The 14398-nt window shown below is 60.7% G+C and carries 13 protein-coding genes; 6 read left to right on the forward strand and 7 right to left on the reverse strand.

The genetic code is table 11. The features are described 5' to 3' along the window. Positions 1 to 91 precede the first annotated feature (91 nt). Positions 92 to 421: a DUF1820 family protein gene (locus tag AF70_RS07700; RefSeq protein WP_003185742.1), complete on the forward strand. Its 330-nt coding sequence runs from the start codon at positions 92 to 94 to the stop codon at positions 419 to 421. A 194-nt stretch (positions 422 to 615) separates the two neighbouring features. On the opposite strand, the gene AF70_RS07705 is transcribed toward AF70_RS07700, so the two are convergent. From AF70_RS07705 to AF70_RS07720, 4 genes are all read right to left on the reverse strand, one after another. After that, positions 616 to 1170, reverse strand: a complete 555-nt coding sequence (locus tag AF70_RS07705; protein WP_028938841.1) for a tetratricopeptide repeat protein — start codon at positions 1168 to 1170, stop codon at positions 616 to 618. A 224-nt stretch (positions 1171 to 1394) separates the two neighbouring features. Next, positions 1395 to 2678, reverse strand: coding sequence for a glutamate-1-semialdehyde 2,1-aminomutase (hemL, locus tag AF70_RS07710; protein WP_028938842.1), 1284 nt, complete (start codon positions 2676 to 2678; stop codon positions 1395 to 1397). 16 nt (positions 2679 to 2694) lie between these two features. Continuing rightward, a complete protein-coding gene (thiE, locus tag AF70_RS07715) occupies positions 2695 to 3318 on the reverse strand; it encodes a thiamine phosphate synthase (protein ID WP_019581335.1) in 624 nt (207 codons plus the stop codon). 32 nt (positions 3319 to 3350) lie between these two features. Further along, complete coding sequence (locus AF70_RS07720; RefSeq protein WP_019581334.1) at positions 3351 to 4148, reverse strand: hydroxymethylpyrimidine/phosphomethylpyrimidine kinase; 798 nt, start codon at positions 4146 to 4148, stop codon at positions 3351 to 3353. Between the two features lie 427 nt (positions 4149 to 4575). Between AF70_RS07720 and AF70_RS07725 the strand changes: the two genes are divergently transcribed. The 4 genes from AF70_RS07725 (at position 4576) to AF70_RS07740 (ending at position 10990) form a co-directional block, all read left to right on the forward strand. Beyond that, a complete protein-coding gene (locus AF70_RS07725; protein WP_028938843.1) occupies positions 4576 to 6957 on the forward strand; it encodes a hybrid sensor histidine kinase/response regulator in 2382 nt (793 codons plus the stop codon). Between the two features lie 75 nt (positions 6958 to 7032). Next, the gene (locus AF70_RS07730) at positions 7033 to 8682 is read left to right on the forward strand and encodes an acyl-CoA dehydrogenase family protein (RefSeq protein WP_028938844.1); all 1650 of its coding nucleotides are present in this window, start codon (positions 7033 to 7035) and stop codon (positions 8680 to 8682) included. A gap of 95 nt (positions 8683 to 8777) precedes the next feature. Beyond that, positions 8778 to 10277, forward strand: coding sequence for an AMP nucleosidase (gene amn, locus AF70_RS07735; RefSeq protein WP_019650901.1), 1500 nt, complete (start codon positions 8778 to 8780; stop codon positions 10275 to 10277). A gap of 71 nt (positions 10278 to 10348) precedes the next feature. Then, positions 10349 to 10990, forward strand: a complete 642-nt coding sequence (locus tag AF70_RS07740; RefSeq protein ID WP_028938845.1) for a pseudouridine synthase — start codon at positions 10349 to 10351, stop codon at positions 10988 to 10990. Here AF70_RS07740 and AF70_RS07745 read toward each other — a convergent pair. Together AF70_RS07745 and AF70_RS07750 are read right to left on the reverse strand one after the other, a co-directional pair. Then, positions 10985 to 11194, reverse strand: coding sequence for a DUF2788 domain-containing protein (locus AF70_RS07745; RefSeq protein WP_007937369.1), 210 nt, complete (start codon positions 11192 to 11194; stop codon positions 10985 to 10987). The two genes, AF70_RS07740 and AF70_RS07745, sit on opposite strands and share 6 nt — an antisense overlap. 233 nt (positions 11195 to 11427) lie before the next feature. Then, the gene (locus AF70_RS07750; protein ID WP_007937367.1) at positions 11428 to 11907 is read right to left on the reverse strand and encodes an Lrp/AsnC family transcriptional regulator; all 480 of its coding nucleotides are present in this window, start codon (positions 11905 to 11907) and stop codon (positions 11428 to 11430) included. 448 nt (positions 11908 to 12355) lie between these two features. Here AF70_RS07750 and AF70_RS07755 point away from each other — a divergent pair, with 448 nt between their 5' ends. After that, positions 12356 to 13498: a DUF6515 family protein gene (locus AF70_RS07755; RefSeq protein ID WP_028938846.1), complete on the forward strand. Its 1143-nt coding sequence runs from the start codon at positions 12356 to 12358 to the stop codon at positions 13496 to 13498. On the opposite strand, the gene AF70_RS07760 is transcribed toward AF70_RS07755, so the two are convergent. Beyond that, positions 13492 to 14388, reverse strand: a complete 897-nt coding sequence (locus AF70_RS07760) for a cation diffusion facilitator family transporter (protein ID WP_019581329.1) — start codon at positions 14386 to 14388, stop codon at positions 13492 to 13494. The two genes, AF70_RS07755 and AF70_RS07760, sit on opposite strands and share 7 nt — an antisense overlap. Positions 14389 to 14398 lie beyond the last annotated feature (10 nt).

Raw genomic sequence — 14398 nt, forward strand, 5'->3', positions numbered from 1 at the left:
AACATGTCCCAAGGTTCCTACCGCTGCGCGTCCGGTGGCTATGCTATAGTTCGCGCCCTCATTTTTATCCCCGATGTGTTACCCGCCCACCATGACCAAACGTGAAGCTCCAATCTACAAGGTGATTTTCCTCAATCAGGGCCAGGTGTTCGAAATGTACGCCAAGCAGATCTATCAAAGTGATCTGTGGGGCTTTCTGGAAGTGGAAGAGTTCGTCTTTGGCGAGCGCACACAAGTGGTCGTCGATCCGAGCGAGGAAAAGCTCAAGGCTCAGTTCGAAGGCGTTGTGCGCAGTTTTGTGCCGATGCATTCGATCGTGCGCATCGACGAGGTCGAACGCCTTGGCACGCCGAAAATCAGCGAAGCCCGCGGCGCGGTCGGTAATGTCATGCCGTTTCCGATGCCGATGCCTGAGAAGTAAGCAGCAGGTTGATTGGCTGAAGGAGCTTGTTGTGGCGAGGGGGCTTGCCCCCGTTGGGCTGCGAAGCGGCCCTGAGATCAGCCACCTCTATCTTCCAGGCAAGCCGCGTGTGCTGACTTTACGACTGCTGCGCAGCCGAACGGGGCGATGCGGCGTTCCGACAAGCCCCCTCGCCACAGGAGCCCGTGTTCAATTCAGGGAAGTGGCGAAAACGGCGTACGCCCGTCGGCGCTCTGCAATTCCATCAGGTATTTACGGAAAATTTGCCCCAGCACCTGGGTAGCAACTTCCAGATCTTCGCGGGGCATTTTTTCGGCGACTTCGTCGGCGGTGTCCAGCGCGTCTTCGGCGCCGTTGACCGCGGCCATTTTCAGCACGATATACGCCTGAATGTTATTGGCCGGTACGCCTTCGCCATGGAAGAACATGGTGCCGAGTTTGAATTGCGCCTGGGCATGACCTTGCAGCGAGGCCTTTTCGAAGTAGCTCAGGGCTTTATTGAGGTCGCGCGGCACGCTTTTGCCTTCGTAGTAGAACTCACCCAACTCGTATTGCGCTTGCGCATCCCCTTCATCCGACGCTTTCTGGCAGGCGGTGAGCGCTTGCGTCAGGTCTTGCGGCTGAGTATTGAGGGTGCAGCGACCCATCGCCGGGATCAACAACGAGTTGCCGCCTGCTTGTGCGAGCGCGAGCAGGGGCTGAAGGAGCAACAGGCAGCCCAATGCAAGGGTGCGGCCGGTGCGGTTCATGGGAATCGACTTACCTCTGAGGGGCGCGCGGACCCGTCGAGGGATCCAATAAGCGCGCATTATGAAATAAGCAGGGCCAACCTTACAAAGTCTTTACTCGTTTTTCTGCTGCGCGGGGACTATATCACCCACTTTGCGGGGGATTATTGGCAGCTGAGCAGGAAAAAGGCTGCGGATGTAGGTAAAAGCTGACGCTGGCAATCGCCAACGTCAGCGTCGCAGAATTACTTCAGTGCGGCGAAGGCACGTTCGGCGGCGTCCAGCGTCAGTTTCAACTCGGTTTCGCCGTGGGCGATCGAGGTGAAACCGGCTTCGAAGGCGCTCGGCGCCAGGTACACGCCGCCCTCGAGCATTAGGTGGAAGAAGCGCCCGAACAGGTTCGCATCGCTGGCCATCACGTCATCGAAGGTGACGATGTCGTCGGCGCCGCTGAAGTACAGACCAAACATGCCGCCGGCCTGAGTGGTCACGAACGGAATGCCGGCGGCGTCGGCGCGCTGTTGCAGGCCATCGAGCAGGCGGCTGGTGTAGTCGCTCAGTTCGGCGTGGAAACCCGGACGACTGATCAGGCGCAGCGTGGTCAGGCCAGCCGCCATCGCCAGCGGGTTACCCGACAACGTACCGGCCTGGTAGACCGGGCCCAGTGGTGCGATGTGTTCCATGATTTTGCGTTTGCCGCCGAAGCAGCCCACCGGCATGCCGCCACCGATGATCTTGCCGAAGGTGCTCAGGTCCGGTGTTACGCCGTAATAGGCTTGGGCACCGCCGAGGGCGACACGGAAACCGGTCATCACTTCGTCGAAAATCAGCACCACGCCGTGCTTGTCGCACAGGGTCCGCAGGCCTTCGAGGAAACCCGGTGCCGGCGGTACGCAGTTCATGTTGCCGGCCACCGGTTCGACGATGATGCACGCCACGTCCTGGCCGACTTCGGCAAGCATGGCTTCTACTGCGTCGATGTTGTTGAACGGCAGGGTCAGGGTGTGTTTGGCGAACGCCGCCGGTACACCGGCCGAGCTCGGTACGCCTTGGGTCAGGGCGCCGGAACCGGCCTTGACCAGCAGGCTGTCGGAGTGGCCGTGGTAGCAGCCTTCGAATTTGATAATGCTGTCGCGACCGGTGAAACCACGGGCCAGACGGATCGCACTCATGGTCGCTTCGGTGCCGGAGCTGACCATGCGCACCATTTCCATCGATGGCACGATCGAGCAGACCAGATCGGCCATCTCGGTTTCCATCGCGGTCGGGGCGCCATAGGACAATCCGTGCTCAAGCTGTTTGCGCACCGCGTCCAGCACGTCCGGGTGGCTATGGCCGAGAATCATCGGGCCCCAGGAACCGACGTAATCCACATAGCGCTTGTCGTCTTCGTCAGTGACGTAGGCGCCTTCGGCGTGTTTGAAGAACAACGGCGTGCCGCCAACGCTCTTGAACGCACGAACAGGCGAGTTCACGCCTCCGGGGATGTGTTTCTGGGCATTGGCAAACAGGGTTTCGGAACGAGACATTATTTGGCTCTCAAAATCAGGATTTGAACAATTCGTTAAAGGCGCGGGCGCGACGCGTCACTTCAGCCGTGCTCTCGGCGCCGAACAGGCCATGCACCACCGCCAGCAGATCGACCCCATGGGCCACCAGCGGGGCGGCGTTGTCCAGGGTGATGCCGCCGATCGCACAGATCGGCAGGTGCAGTTTGCTGCGGGCCTGGTCAAGCAAGTCGAGGCTGCATGCCGGTGCGCCGGGCTTGGTGTTGGAATTGAAGAAGCGGCCGAAGGCGACGTAACTGGCGCCTTCCTTGGCGGCTTGTTCGGCGAGTTCGAGTTGTGCGTGGCAGGTCGAGCCGATGATCGCTTGACGCCCGAGCAGTGCTCGCACCGGCATCAGTGGGCCATCAGTCTGGCCCAGGTGCACGCCGACATTCAGTCGCGCGGCCAGTTCAGCGTCGTCATTGATGATCAGCTGGGTCTTGTAGCGATCGCACAGATCACGCAGGGCTTCGGCCTCGCGCAGGCGGCGGGCCTCGTCGCTGCTTTTGTCGCGGTATTGCAGCAGGGTGACGCCGCCTTCGAGCGCCGCCTCCACGTACGAAAGAAATTTACCGGCCAGTAGCTGGCTGTCGGTAATGGCGTACAGGCCACGTAGTTTCATCGGACAAGCCTCTGCGCTTTACGCATCGAAAGTTACGAACAGAAATCCAGCGGCAGGCGGCGGGGCACGAACTGGCCTTTGCCCAGCTGTTCCGCATCTCGCAGGGTGCGCCAAGTGTAGTCAAGCGCGCTCTGTACGGCACTGGCGAGGTGTTCACCCTGGGCCAGGCGGCCGGCGAGGGCGCTGGCCAGCGTGCAACCGGAACCGTGATAACTGCCAGGCAGGCGCTGGCAGGTAAAGGTTTCGCGGCGACCGTCGCGGCTGTACAGGCGGTTGTGGATTTCGTGTTCGTCGCCATGGCCGCCGGTGATCAGCAGGTGTTTGACGAATGGCAGGAGTTTTTCCGCGCACTCGTCGGCGGTGCCTTCGGGCAGTTCGGCGAGGATGCGGGCTTCGGGAAGGTTAGGGGTGGCGATAATCGACAATGGCAGCAAGCGTTCGCGCATGGCGTAGCCGACTTCGTCCTTGCCCAGTCGTCCGCCACCGCCGGCGCGCAGCACCGGGTCACAGACCACTGGCAAATGCGGGTGCGCTGAAAGCAGTTCGACCACGGTGTCGACCATTTCCAGGGAACCGAGCATGCCCAGTTTGACGGCGGCGACTTCGGAGTCGTTGAGCACGGCATTGGCCTGGGCCAGCACCCACTCACGATCGAGTACGCGGAAGTCAGTGACGTTGACCGTGTCTTGCACGGTCAGGGCGGTGACGGCCGGAGCCGCATGGCAACCCTGGGCAAGCAGGGCTTCGATATCTGCCTGCAAGCCGGCGCCACCACTAGGGTCGTGGCCGGAGAGACAGAGGACAACGGGGCGAGAGCTGTAGATATTCATGGTGCGCGAGCTTACCACCAAACATGTTTTTCGGGTGTTGTGGCAGCCATCGCGGCCAATACATTGTGGCGAGGGGGCTTGCCCCCGTTGGGGTGCGAAGCGCCCCCTTTGCCTTCTGTCTGGAACACCGCGTCGGCAGATTTACGACTGCTTCGCAGCCGAACGGGGGCAAGCCCCCTCGCCACAGGTGTTCATCACCCACCGGGGCATTGTCACATCCTGATCAAGCCAACAGCTCTAGCTCAATACATTGCGCTGGAACGCCCGTTCTAGAGCCTTTGTAGGAAAAATTTCAATGGTGTTCAATGGCCAGCAACGGCTATGCTAGAGTGGATCCAAACCAATAACAGGTAATACCGGTTTTACGTCTACTCAAAAGGAATGGGGGGCTTCCTGACAGAACCGGACAGGCCACGCTGGGGCTTAAATGCGCTATTTGTTGATGTTGCTGTTGTGCTTGCCCCTCCTGGCGAGCGCCGTCGAGTTCGACGAGTTCACCCAGAGCCTTCCCCTGGGCCGAACGATGCAGGTTTATGAAGACGCGGGCGGTCAAGCGACCATTGCCGATGTCCGTGCGCAAGCCGCGGCCGGGCACTTCAAACCCCACGATAAAGCCACCCTCAACGCCGGCTATTCGCGTTCGGCGTTCTGGCTGAAAATCGACCTGCAATACCGTCCGACCAATCCGTCGGCGCAACGAACCTGGCTGTTGGAACTGGCCTATCCGCCCCTCGATCATCTTGATCTGTACTTGCCCGATGCTGGCGGTGACTATCAATTGGCCCGACAGACGGGCGATGCACTGCCGTTCGCCACTCGAGAGATTCGTCAGAACAACTATCTGTTCGATCTGAACTTTGCGCCCGGGCAGGCGCAAACCGTGTACCTGCGTCTGCAAAGCGAAGGCTCGATTCAGGCGCCCGTCACCTTGTGGTCGAGCACTGCTTACCTTGAAGAACAGCCGGTGCGGCTCTACGTGCTGGGGCTGATCTACGGCGTGTTGCTGGGGATGCTGGTCTACAACCTGTTCATCTTTCTCAGCGTGCGCGATACCAGTTACCTCTATTACATCTTTTACATCGCCTCGTTCGGCTTGTATCAGCTGTCGGTGAACGGCGCGGCCGTGGAGTATTTCTGGCCGAACAATCCGTGGTGGGCCAACGCCGCCACGCCGTTCTTCATCGGCTGTTCGGGGTTGTTCGGCAGCCAGTTTGCCCGCAGCTTCCTGCGGACGGCCACCCACAGCCGCTGGCTGGACCGTGTGCTATTGGCGCTGATCGCGTTCAGTGCGCTGGTGGTCGGGTTGTCTTTGATGACCAGTTACGCCCTGGCCCTGCGTCTGGCGACGGCGTTGGCGCTGGTCTTTACCGTGGTGATTTTCGCTGCCGGGGTTTTCGCCTGGTGGCGTGGCTTGAGGGTGGCGCGTTACTTCATCATTGCCTGGTCGGCATTTTTGCTCGGTGGTGTCGTCAACACGATGATGGTGCTGGGTTATTTGCCCAACGTGTTCCTCACCATGTACGCCAGCCAGATCGGCTCGGCGATCGAAGTGGCGCTGCTGTCCCTGGCCTTGGCCGATCGTATCAACGCGATGCGCGAACAACAGGCGCAGACGTTGTTCGATGCCGGTCAGAAACTCGAAGTACTGAACCAGCAACTGGCTCACAGCAACAGGCTCAAAGACGAATTCCTCGCCACCCTGACCCATGAACTGCGCACGCCCATGAACGGTGTGATCGGTTCGCTGGAGCTGATGCAGACCGTCGAGATGAACCCAGAGCTGGAGCAATATCAGCAAACGGCGGCAGGTTCGGCGCGGGACATGATGCGCATGGTCAATAGCATCCTCACCTTGACCGAGTTGCAGGCCGGCAAGCTCAAGGTCTATCCGGACACGTTCAGCTTGCGCAGTACAGTCGAGTCTTTGCGCGGGCAATTCGATGGCAATGCGTCGGGCAAGTCGCTGGACTTCAAGGTCGAGGTAACGCCCGGGTTGCCGGATCGTTTGTTCGGCGACAGCGGCAAGCTGGTGCAATGCCTGGAATGCCTGTTGGACAACGCAATCAAATTTACCCGAGTCGGTGGTCTGGCGCTGCGGGTGACGGGTAAACCGGCGGCAGAGCCGGGTCGGCTGGCGCTGTCTTTTGCGGTGATCGACACCGGCATCGGTTTTACCGATTTGGGAGAGGCGACGCTGTACCAGCGCTTCTTCCAGCTCGACGGTTCGATGACCCGTGAGTACGGCGGTCTGGGTGTTGGCCTGGCGATCTGTCGGCAGTTGGTCGAATTGCTCGGCGGCCGCCTGAGCCACCGTTCGGAACTGGGCCGTGGAAGCCGCTTCCAGCTCGACGTCGAGTTCGAGCTGGCGGTGGTAGAGCCCGCCTCCTCGATCACCCGGCAAACCACCGGCCTGCGCTTGCCCCAGGAGTGCACGGTATTGCTGGTCGATGACAACAGCATCAATCAATTGGTGATGCGCGGCATGTTGCTCAAGCTTGGGTTCCGGGTACGCACCGCTGACAATGGCCTTGCTGCGCTCGATCAATTGCAGTGTGAAGCGGTTGACGCGGTAGTGCTCGATTGCCAGTTGCCGCCAGCGGACAGCGCCTCCATCTGCCGCCGGATCCGTGCGTTGCCGGGTTGCGCCGAATTACCTGTGTTCATGATTGCCCTGAGTGTGGACCGAGTGCACTGCCCGAGCGACACCGTGGTCGACTACCTGAACAAACCGGTGAAATTCGAGGACCTGCAGGCTGCGCTCTATCGACGGGTGCTCTGTTCTGGACAAGGCGAAAGCGCCGACAGTTAGGCAGATATGCCACTTTGTTCAGCCTCGGGGCGGTGCTTAACTGAAAGTCCCTTGGCTGACCAAAGGAGCCCCGTCATGAACCTGCATCAGTTCGCCGAAACCCACGAAGTCACCAACCAGCCACCGTCGTTGGACGGCACCAACCTCTATCGCATCGACCTGCCTTTGCAGGAATGGTCGCGGCAGTTCGATGCCGGTTGGGCCGAGTCGCGGATCGACGCTTACGGCGCATTGGCCGGCGGGCCGCTGATGGAGGCCGGGTTTGCGGCCAATCAAAACAAACCGGTGTTTGTCAGCCATGACCGTTACGGCCATCGCATCGACCTGGTGGAATTTCATCCGGCTTATCACCAGTTGATGCGCACGGCGGTGGAGCATGGCCTGACAGGGTTGCCCTGGACCGATCCGCAACCGGGCGCCCACGTTGCCCGCGCGTCCATGACGTATTTGCACAGTCAGGCTGAAGCCGGCAGCGGTTGCCCGTTGACCATGACCTTCGCCAGCGTCCCGGCGATGCGCCTGCAACCGGATCTGGCCCGGCAATGGTTGCCGAAAATCCTCGCCACCGAATACGACCCGCGCAATGTCGGCATGGCCCACAAGGCCGGGGTCACCATCGGCATGGCGATGACCGAGAAGCAGGGCGGCACCGACGTGCGGGCCAACACCACCAAGGCCTATCCGGTCGGCGCCGGTGGGCCGGGCCAGGCGTATGAACTGGTGGGCCACAAGTGGTTCTGCTCGGCGCCGATGTGCGACGCCTTCCTGACCCTGGCCCAGACCGACAAAGGGCTGACCTGTTTCCTGCTGCCGCGTCATCGCCCGGATGACACGCGCAATCAGTTCTACATACAGCGGCTGAAAAACAAACTCGGCAACTGGTCCAACGCCTCCAGCGAGGTGGAGTTCCGTGGCGCCCTGGCCTGGATGGTCGGCGAAGAGGGCCGGGGTGTTCCGACCATTATCGAAATGGTCGCCATGACCCGCTTCGATTGCATGGTCGGCTCCAGCGCGCTGATGCGCCAGGCCCTGACCCAGGCCAGCCATCACTGCGCCCACCGCCAGGTCGGTGGCAAGTTGCTCAGCAAACAACCCTTGATGCAAAACGTGCTGGCCGACCTGGCCCTGGAAAGCGAAGCCGCCCTGGCGTTGAGCCTGCGCATGGGCCGGGCGCTGGATCATCTGGATGACGAGCACGAAGCGAAATTCGCTCGATTGGTGACGGCAGTGGGCAAGTACTGGATCTGCAAACGCGCGCCCGCGATGATCAACGAAGCGGCCGAATGCATGGGCGGCGCCGGTTACGTCGAAGAAAGCATCTTGCCGCGACTGTACCGTGAGGCACCGGTCAACTCGACGTGGGAAGGTTCCGGCAACGTGCAATGCCTCGACGTGTTGCGCGCGTTGTCGAAAGAACCGGGCGTGCTCGATGTGCTGTTCAACGAGTTGGGCGATGGCCATGGCGACAAACGCCTGGCCACACACATCGGCCAGTTGCAGAGGGCGTTCAAGGACACTGACGACATTCAATATCGCGCCCGCCAGCTCACCGAAGATATCGCCTTGGGGCTTCAGGCCAGGCTGTTGCTGGAGGCGGGCAATGCGGCGGTCAGTGATGCGTTTATCGCCAGCCGCCTCGGTTCGGCCGGTCGGGTGTATGGAACGTTGCCACGTGGGCTGGATGTGGAAGCGATTGTGGCGCGGTCGACGCCGCAAGGGTTTTGACCATGATTTGATGAACACTACCGGGATTATCTGTGTCTCAGAATTGATGTACAGCCAACACGCCACTGTTCCCGTGAAGCGATGATGCAGGCAAGATGAAGGTCTGCAAGTCAGAACACAGGAAGCTGATCGTGACCGAAGCGTTTATTGTCGTTCAAACCGCCGAGCAAGCCGTGGACCGGCTTGCTGTCTTGCACGAGCGTGCAACCACAGCGCTGAATCAGGCGCTCAAGCGTTATCTCAAGGATCGCGTCGAGCCGGACGCTGAACAGCGTGCCCTGTTTCGTTATCCCGAGTTGCGTCTGACCTACCTCTGCCAGGGCGAAGTCCCACAGACCACTCGCGCCTATGCCAAGGTTCAATTGCCGGGGACCTACAGCGTCACCGTCACTCATCCGGCAGCCTTTCGCAAATACCTGCTGGAACAACTCGTTCCGTTGATGCACGACTTCACCGTGACCGTGGAAGTCGGCGTCAGCCAGCAAAACATTCCTTATCCGTATGTGGTCGAGCAGGGCGATGAACTGGCCGGCTCTGGCGTTACGGCGGCGGTACTGGCGCGGGTGTTCCCGAGTACGGATCTGTCGGCCGCCACCGATGGCATCGCCGATGGCTTGTACGATTGGGAAAACACCGACCCGCTGCCACTGGCCCTGTTCGATGCCGCGCGGGTGGACTTCTCCCTGCGGCGCCTGGTGCACTACACCGGCAGCGACTGGCGGCATGTGCAGCCGTGGATTCTGCTGACCAACTACCACCGTTACGTCGACCAGTTCATCGTTCATGGCCTGGAGCAACTGCGCAAAGACCCGCGTTTTGTGCGCATGGTGTTGCCGGGCAACGTGATCATTGAAAAGTCCATGGACCATGGCGAAGCCTCGGCGATTGCGGCGGGCGTGGTCTGGCATCGTTACCAGATGCCGGCCTATCACCTGATCGCCAGCGACGGCCATGGCGTAACCCTGGTGAACATCGGCGTCGGCCCGTCCAACGCCAAGAACATCACCGACCATTTGGCCGTGCTGCGTCCGCATTGCTGGCTGATGATCGGCCACTGCGGCGGCTTGCGTCAGTCGCAGACCATTGGCGATTACGTGCTGGCCCACGCTTACATGCGCCGCGATGGGATTCTCGACCGGGTGGTGCCGCCGAACATTCCGATTCCGGCCCTGGCCGAAGTGCAGTTGGCGTTGCAGCAAGCAGCGGCCAACATCACCGGTGAGAAGGGCGACGAACTGAAGAAACGCCTGCGTACCGGCACCGTGTTGACCTACGACGACCGTAACTGGGAACTGCGCTGGGCGCAGGAACGTCCGCTGATCAACCTGTCCCGCGCCGTGGCGGTGGACATGGAAAGCGGTACGATTGCGGCCCAGGGTTATCGCTTGCGGGTGCCCTATGGCACGTTGCTCTGTGTGTCGGATAAACCGCTGCACAGCGAAATCAAACTGCCGGGGTCGGCCAACGCGTTCTATGAGCGCGCGGTCAGTCAGCACTTGAAAATCGGCATCGAGGCGGTGGATCTGTTGCGCACCGAGCTCAACTCGCTGCACTCACGCAAACTGCGCAGCTTCGACGAGCCGCCGTTCCGCTGATTGTTCTCATGGTCATTTAACAGTCAGGGCACTAGCATTAGCAGCCCTGACCGTTAGATGTTCTTCTTGCCATGTCCCGTCCTCAACGTCCCGTCTCCCGCCGCCCTGGCGTGAAGCCTGTGTCATCCTCTTCAGCCCCGCGCCGTGTCGCCAAAGCGCCACCGGCCGAGCCGAGGCTGATTCTGTTCAACAAACCTTTCGATGTGCTGACGCAATTCAGCGACGGCGAAGGGCGGGCGACGCTCAAGGACTTTATCGAGATCCCGGGGATTTACCCGGCAGGACGGCTGGACCGTGACAGCGAAGGCTTGTTGCTGCTGACCAACGACGGCCAGCTTCAGGCGCGGATTGCCGACCCGAAACACAAACTGGCCAAGACTTACTGGGTGCAAGTGGAAGGCGAGCCAACCGCCGAGCAGTTGCAGCGTTTGCGCGAGGGCGTCGAGCTGAACGACGGTATGACCTTGCCCGCCGAGGCGCGGCAGCTTGATGAGCCTGAGCTGTGGCCGCGCAATCCGCCTGTGCGTTTTCGCAAAAGCGTGCCCACCAGTTGGCTGGAGTTGGTGATTCGTGAGGGGCGCAACCGTCAGGTGCGGCGCATGACCGCGGCGGTCGGCTTGCCGACGTTGCGCCTGGTGCGGGTCAGAATCGGTGACTGGTCGATCGAAGGGCTCGATCAGGGCCAGTGGAAGGAAGTACCGGCGCGTTTATAGCGTGCCGGATTCGATCAGGCCGATGACCACGCTTTTGATCACGAATGCGGCCACGCCGAGTCCCAATACAAAGAACAGGATGAACGAGCCGAAGCGCCCGGCCTTGGATTTTTTTGCCAGATCCCAGACGATGAAACCCATGAAAATGATCAGGATGCTGACCAGGCCAGTCATCATCCACTCTTCGAAAACTGCAGGATCCATTGAACATCTCCAGCGCGGGTGGGGCTAAAAAGGCCGGAGGAGTATACGCCAAGGGGGATTGGCGAGGTATTGACCTGCGTCGGATTGTGGCGAGGGGGCTTGCCCCCGTTGGGTTGCGAAGCAGCCCCAAAGCCAGCCCATGAGTTTTACCTGACACACCGCGTTCTTTGATTTTACGACCGCTGCGCGGCCGAACGGGGCGGTGCGGCGTTCCGACAAGCCCCTCGCCACAATCAGCTGCGCAGGTGGGTTAGAGGCAGTTCAGTGCTGTTAAGCACCTGGTTCAACACAAAACTCGACCGTACACTCGTCACCCCTTCAATCCGGGTCAGATGCCCCAGCAGCAGCTTCTGATAGTGATCCATGTCCGGCACCACCACCTTGAGCTGATAATCTGCGTCCATCCCGGTCACCAGGCTGCATTCCAGCACTTGCGGTAACGTGCGAATGGCGGCTTCGAAGTTCTCGAAACGCTCGGGAGTATGGCGGTCCATGCCGATCAGCACGTAGGCGGTCAGGCTCAGGCCGAGCATCTTGCGGTCGAGCAAGGCGACCTGGCGGGAGATGTAGCCGTCGTCTTCCAGTTGCTTGACCCGCCGCGAGCAAGGCGAAGGCGACAGGCCGATGCGTTCGGCCAGCTCCTGATTGGAGATGCGCGCGTCGCGCTGTAATTCCGCCAAAATACTCAGGTCGTATCGGTCGAGTTTGCTCATCAATCAGGCCTTTGTCATAACTATTGCGGCAGATTATCTATCCTGAGTTAAAAATTGCGCAAGTGATGTTTATTTGAGCAATCTTCGCAATCCTCTGTCGGTGCTCCGGGCCTATTCTTATTACCAGAATCACTGCTCGGACAAACAGTCCAGTGCGGCTCGCCCAATCAGGCCAGCTGCGGTCGCCACCCCCACCGGGGATGCGTCGGCCCCCGAGCTACACACTGTCCAGAAGACGGCGTGAGGTGAGCCGACGTCATAAGCGTCGAGCACGGACGAAGTTCTCAAAGGGAGGCCGACGGGTCTCCCTTTTTTCTTGCCCGCAATTTGGCATGCCCTTAATAAAGAGCCGCTCAATAAAAAAGTTACGTGACTGATAACCTGTTGCAGAACCGGCCTGCGCTTTCCCAGTCTTACGTACAGGCCCTAACCCGCCGTGAGGAAAAGAATGAAATCGCGCATCTGGCGTTTGGCCGGTGTTGGTTTGCTGTGTGTGAGTGTCACTGCACAATCGCTTGCCGATGAACCGCAGAACCGCGGCCCCGATGGCGGGCAACATGGGCCTGATCATCGTGGCAATGACCAGGGCCAGGGCCGTGGCGGCAGCAATCAGCCACGCCCGCAGAACAACGAAATCATTCGTGGCGACAACAGCCGCAAGTTTGAACTCCACGACCAGAATCAGGGCGGCCAGTGGCAGAACCGGGCGCCGCACGAGTCCAACAATCAGGGCGGTCAGTGGCAGAACCGTACGCCGCACGACTCCAGCGTTCAGGGCGGCCAGTGGCAGAACCGTCCGCTACACGATCCAAACGTTCAGGGTGGCCAGTGGCAGAACCGTACACTGCACGACTCCAACGTTCAGGAGCGAGCGCCGCAACAACCGAGTAATAATCTGCCAATCCAGAGTCGGCCCGATACCGTGCGCCAGACCCAGGAACCGCGGCGTGGCTACTATCAGGACGAACCGTGGCGTAACAATCGCAACCAGCCATGGCAGACCGGGGGGCGGGAGCCACGTCACGATGACCGTCGCTGGCCCGGTCGCCCGGAGGGGCACGGCACAGGCTGGGGCCCCGGTCCGCAGTATCGTCCTGGGTACGTGATCGACCGCTTCCCGGAGGAGCGTCACTTCCGTGTGCCGTATCGTGGCCAGGATTATTTCTATTCCGGTGGTTACTGGTATCGCCCGCAAGGCCCGCGTTATGTGGTGGTTCAGCCGCCTCGCGGGATTCGTGTCAGCTACTTGCCCGATTACGCCCGTGAAGTGTGGATCGGCGGCACGCTGCTGTTCCTGGCGGCCGGCGCGTATTACGCCTACCAGGAGAGCACTCAAGATTACGTCGTGGTCGAACCGCCCGTGCAGCCGCAACCGGTGAGCAATGGTTATGACGTGGTGGCGTACCCGGCCAACGGCCAGTCGCCGGAGGAAGTCAGCCGGGACGCTTATGAATGTTATCGCTGGGCCGTGCAACAGAGCGGTTTCGATCCACGTACCGCCACCTACCAACCGGATCCGTCGGTGGTGCAAGCTTATCGACAGGCTCAGGGCAACTGCCTGAGCAGTCGCGGTTATCAGGTGAGTTACTGAGCCCTGGCGGCCTTCACCACTTCCTGCGGGTCGGCGTGCACCAGCACTTCGGCTCGCGGGTAGACGGCATGAATCGCATCGGCGGCTTGATCGCTGATGCCGTGGGCGACTGACAGGGTCAAGTCTCCCGGCAATTCCAGATGCAATTGCACGAACCACTGGTTGCCGGAAATCCGTGTGCGCAAGTCGTGGGCACCCAGAACGCCGGGTACGCTGCAGGCCAGTTCGAGCATGTGCTGGCTGACATCGGTCGGCAACTCTTCATCCATCAGCACTGCAAAACTTTCCCGGGCGATTTGAATCGCGCTCCAGAGGATGTAAGCAGCGATCCCCAGGCCGAACCACGGGTCGACTTGCTGCCAGCCAAACCCTGCCAGCACCAGCGCTACGAGAATGCCGCCGTTGAGCAGCAGGTCCGAGCGGTAATGCAAGGAGTCGGCATTCACTGCGTTGGAGCCGGTAGCCTTGATTACCCGGTGCTGCAACATCAGCAGGGCCACGGTCAGGACGAGGGAGAACACAATCACCCCGATGCTGAGCCACGCTGCGCCTATCGGTTCCGGATGTTTCAACCGTTCGATCGCCTGCAGGGCAATCAGCACCGCACTGCCGCCAATGAACAGCGCCTGAGCCATGCCCGCCAGTGATTCAGCCTTGCCGTGCCCATAACGATGATCGTCATCGGCCGGGCGCAAGGCGTAATGCACGGCCATCAGATTGAGCAGCGAGCTGACGCCGTCGAGCGCCGAGTCGGTCAACCCGGCGAGCATGCTCACCGAGCCGCTCAGCCACCAGGCGATGGCTTTGGCGATGATCAATATGCACGCGACCGCCACCGAGGCGCGCGTCGCCAACCGCAGCAGGCGGGCGTGGTCGGTAGGGGTAGTCATCAGTGCTGTG

The sequence above is a fragment of the Pseudomonas sp. KD5 genome, from assembly GCF_012932895.1.
Classification (GTDB): Bacteria; Pseudomonadota; Gammaproteobacteria; order Pseudomonadales; family Pseudomonadaceae; genus Aquipseudomonas.

Excerpts from the sequence above, each read along its gene's own strand:
- AF70_RS07730 (WP_028938844.1), top strand. The coding sequence starts at position 7,033 with ATGAACCTGCATCAGTTCGCCGAAACCCACGAAGTCACCAACCAGCCA.
- AF70_RS07705 (WP_028938841.1), bottom strand. The coding sequence starts at position 1,170 with ATGAACCGCACCGGCCGCACCCTTGCATTGGGCTGCCTGTTGCTCCTT.
- AF70_RS07760 (WP_019581329.1), bottom strand. The coding sequence starts at position 14,388 with ATGACTACCCCTACCGACCACGCCCGCCTGCTGCGGTTGGCGACGCGC.
- thiE (WP_019581335.1), bottom strand. The coding sequence starts at position 3,318 with ATGAAACTACGTGGCCTGTACGCCATTACCGACAGCCAGCTACTGGCC.
- amn (WP_019650901.1), top strand. The coding sequence starts at position 8,778 with ATGAAGGTCTGCAAGTCAGAACACAGGAAGCTGATCGTGACCGAAGCG.
- AF70_RS07720 (WP_019581334.1), bottom strand. The coding sequence starts at position 4,148 with ATGAATATCTACAGCTCTCGCCCCGTTGTCCTCTGTCTCTCCGGCCAC.
- AF70_RS07750 (WP_007937367.1), bottom strand. The coding sequence starts at position 11,907 with ATGAGCAAACTCGACCGATACGACCTGAGTATTTTGGCGGAATTACAG.
- AF70_RS07745 (WP_007937369.1), bottom strand. The coding sequence starts at position 11,194 with ATGGATCCTGCAGTTTTCGAAGAGTGGATGATGACTGGCCTGGTCAGC.
- hemL (WP_028938842.1), bottom strand. The coding sequence starts at position 2,678 with ATGTCTCGTTCCGAAACCCTGTTTGCCAATGCCCAGAAACACATCCCC.
- AF70_RS07700 (WP_003185742.1), top strand. The coding sequence starts at position 92 with ATGACCAAACGTGAAGCTCCAATCTACAAGGTGATTTTCCTCAATCAG.
- AF70_RS07725 (WP_028938843.1), top strand. The coding sequence starts at position 4,576 with ATGCGCTATTTGTTGATGTTGCTGTTGTGCTTGCCCCTCCTGGCGAGC.
- AF70_RS07755 (WP_028938846.1), top strand. The coding sequence starts at position 12,356 with ATGAAATCGCGCATCTGGCGTTTGGCCGGTGTTGGTTTGCTGTGTGTG.
- AF70_RS07740 (WP_028938845.1), top strand. The coding sequence starts at position 10,349 with ATGTCCCGTCCTCAACGTCCCGTCTCCCGCCGCCCTGGCGTGAAGCCT.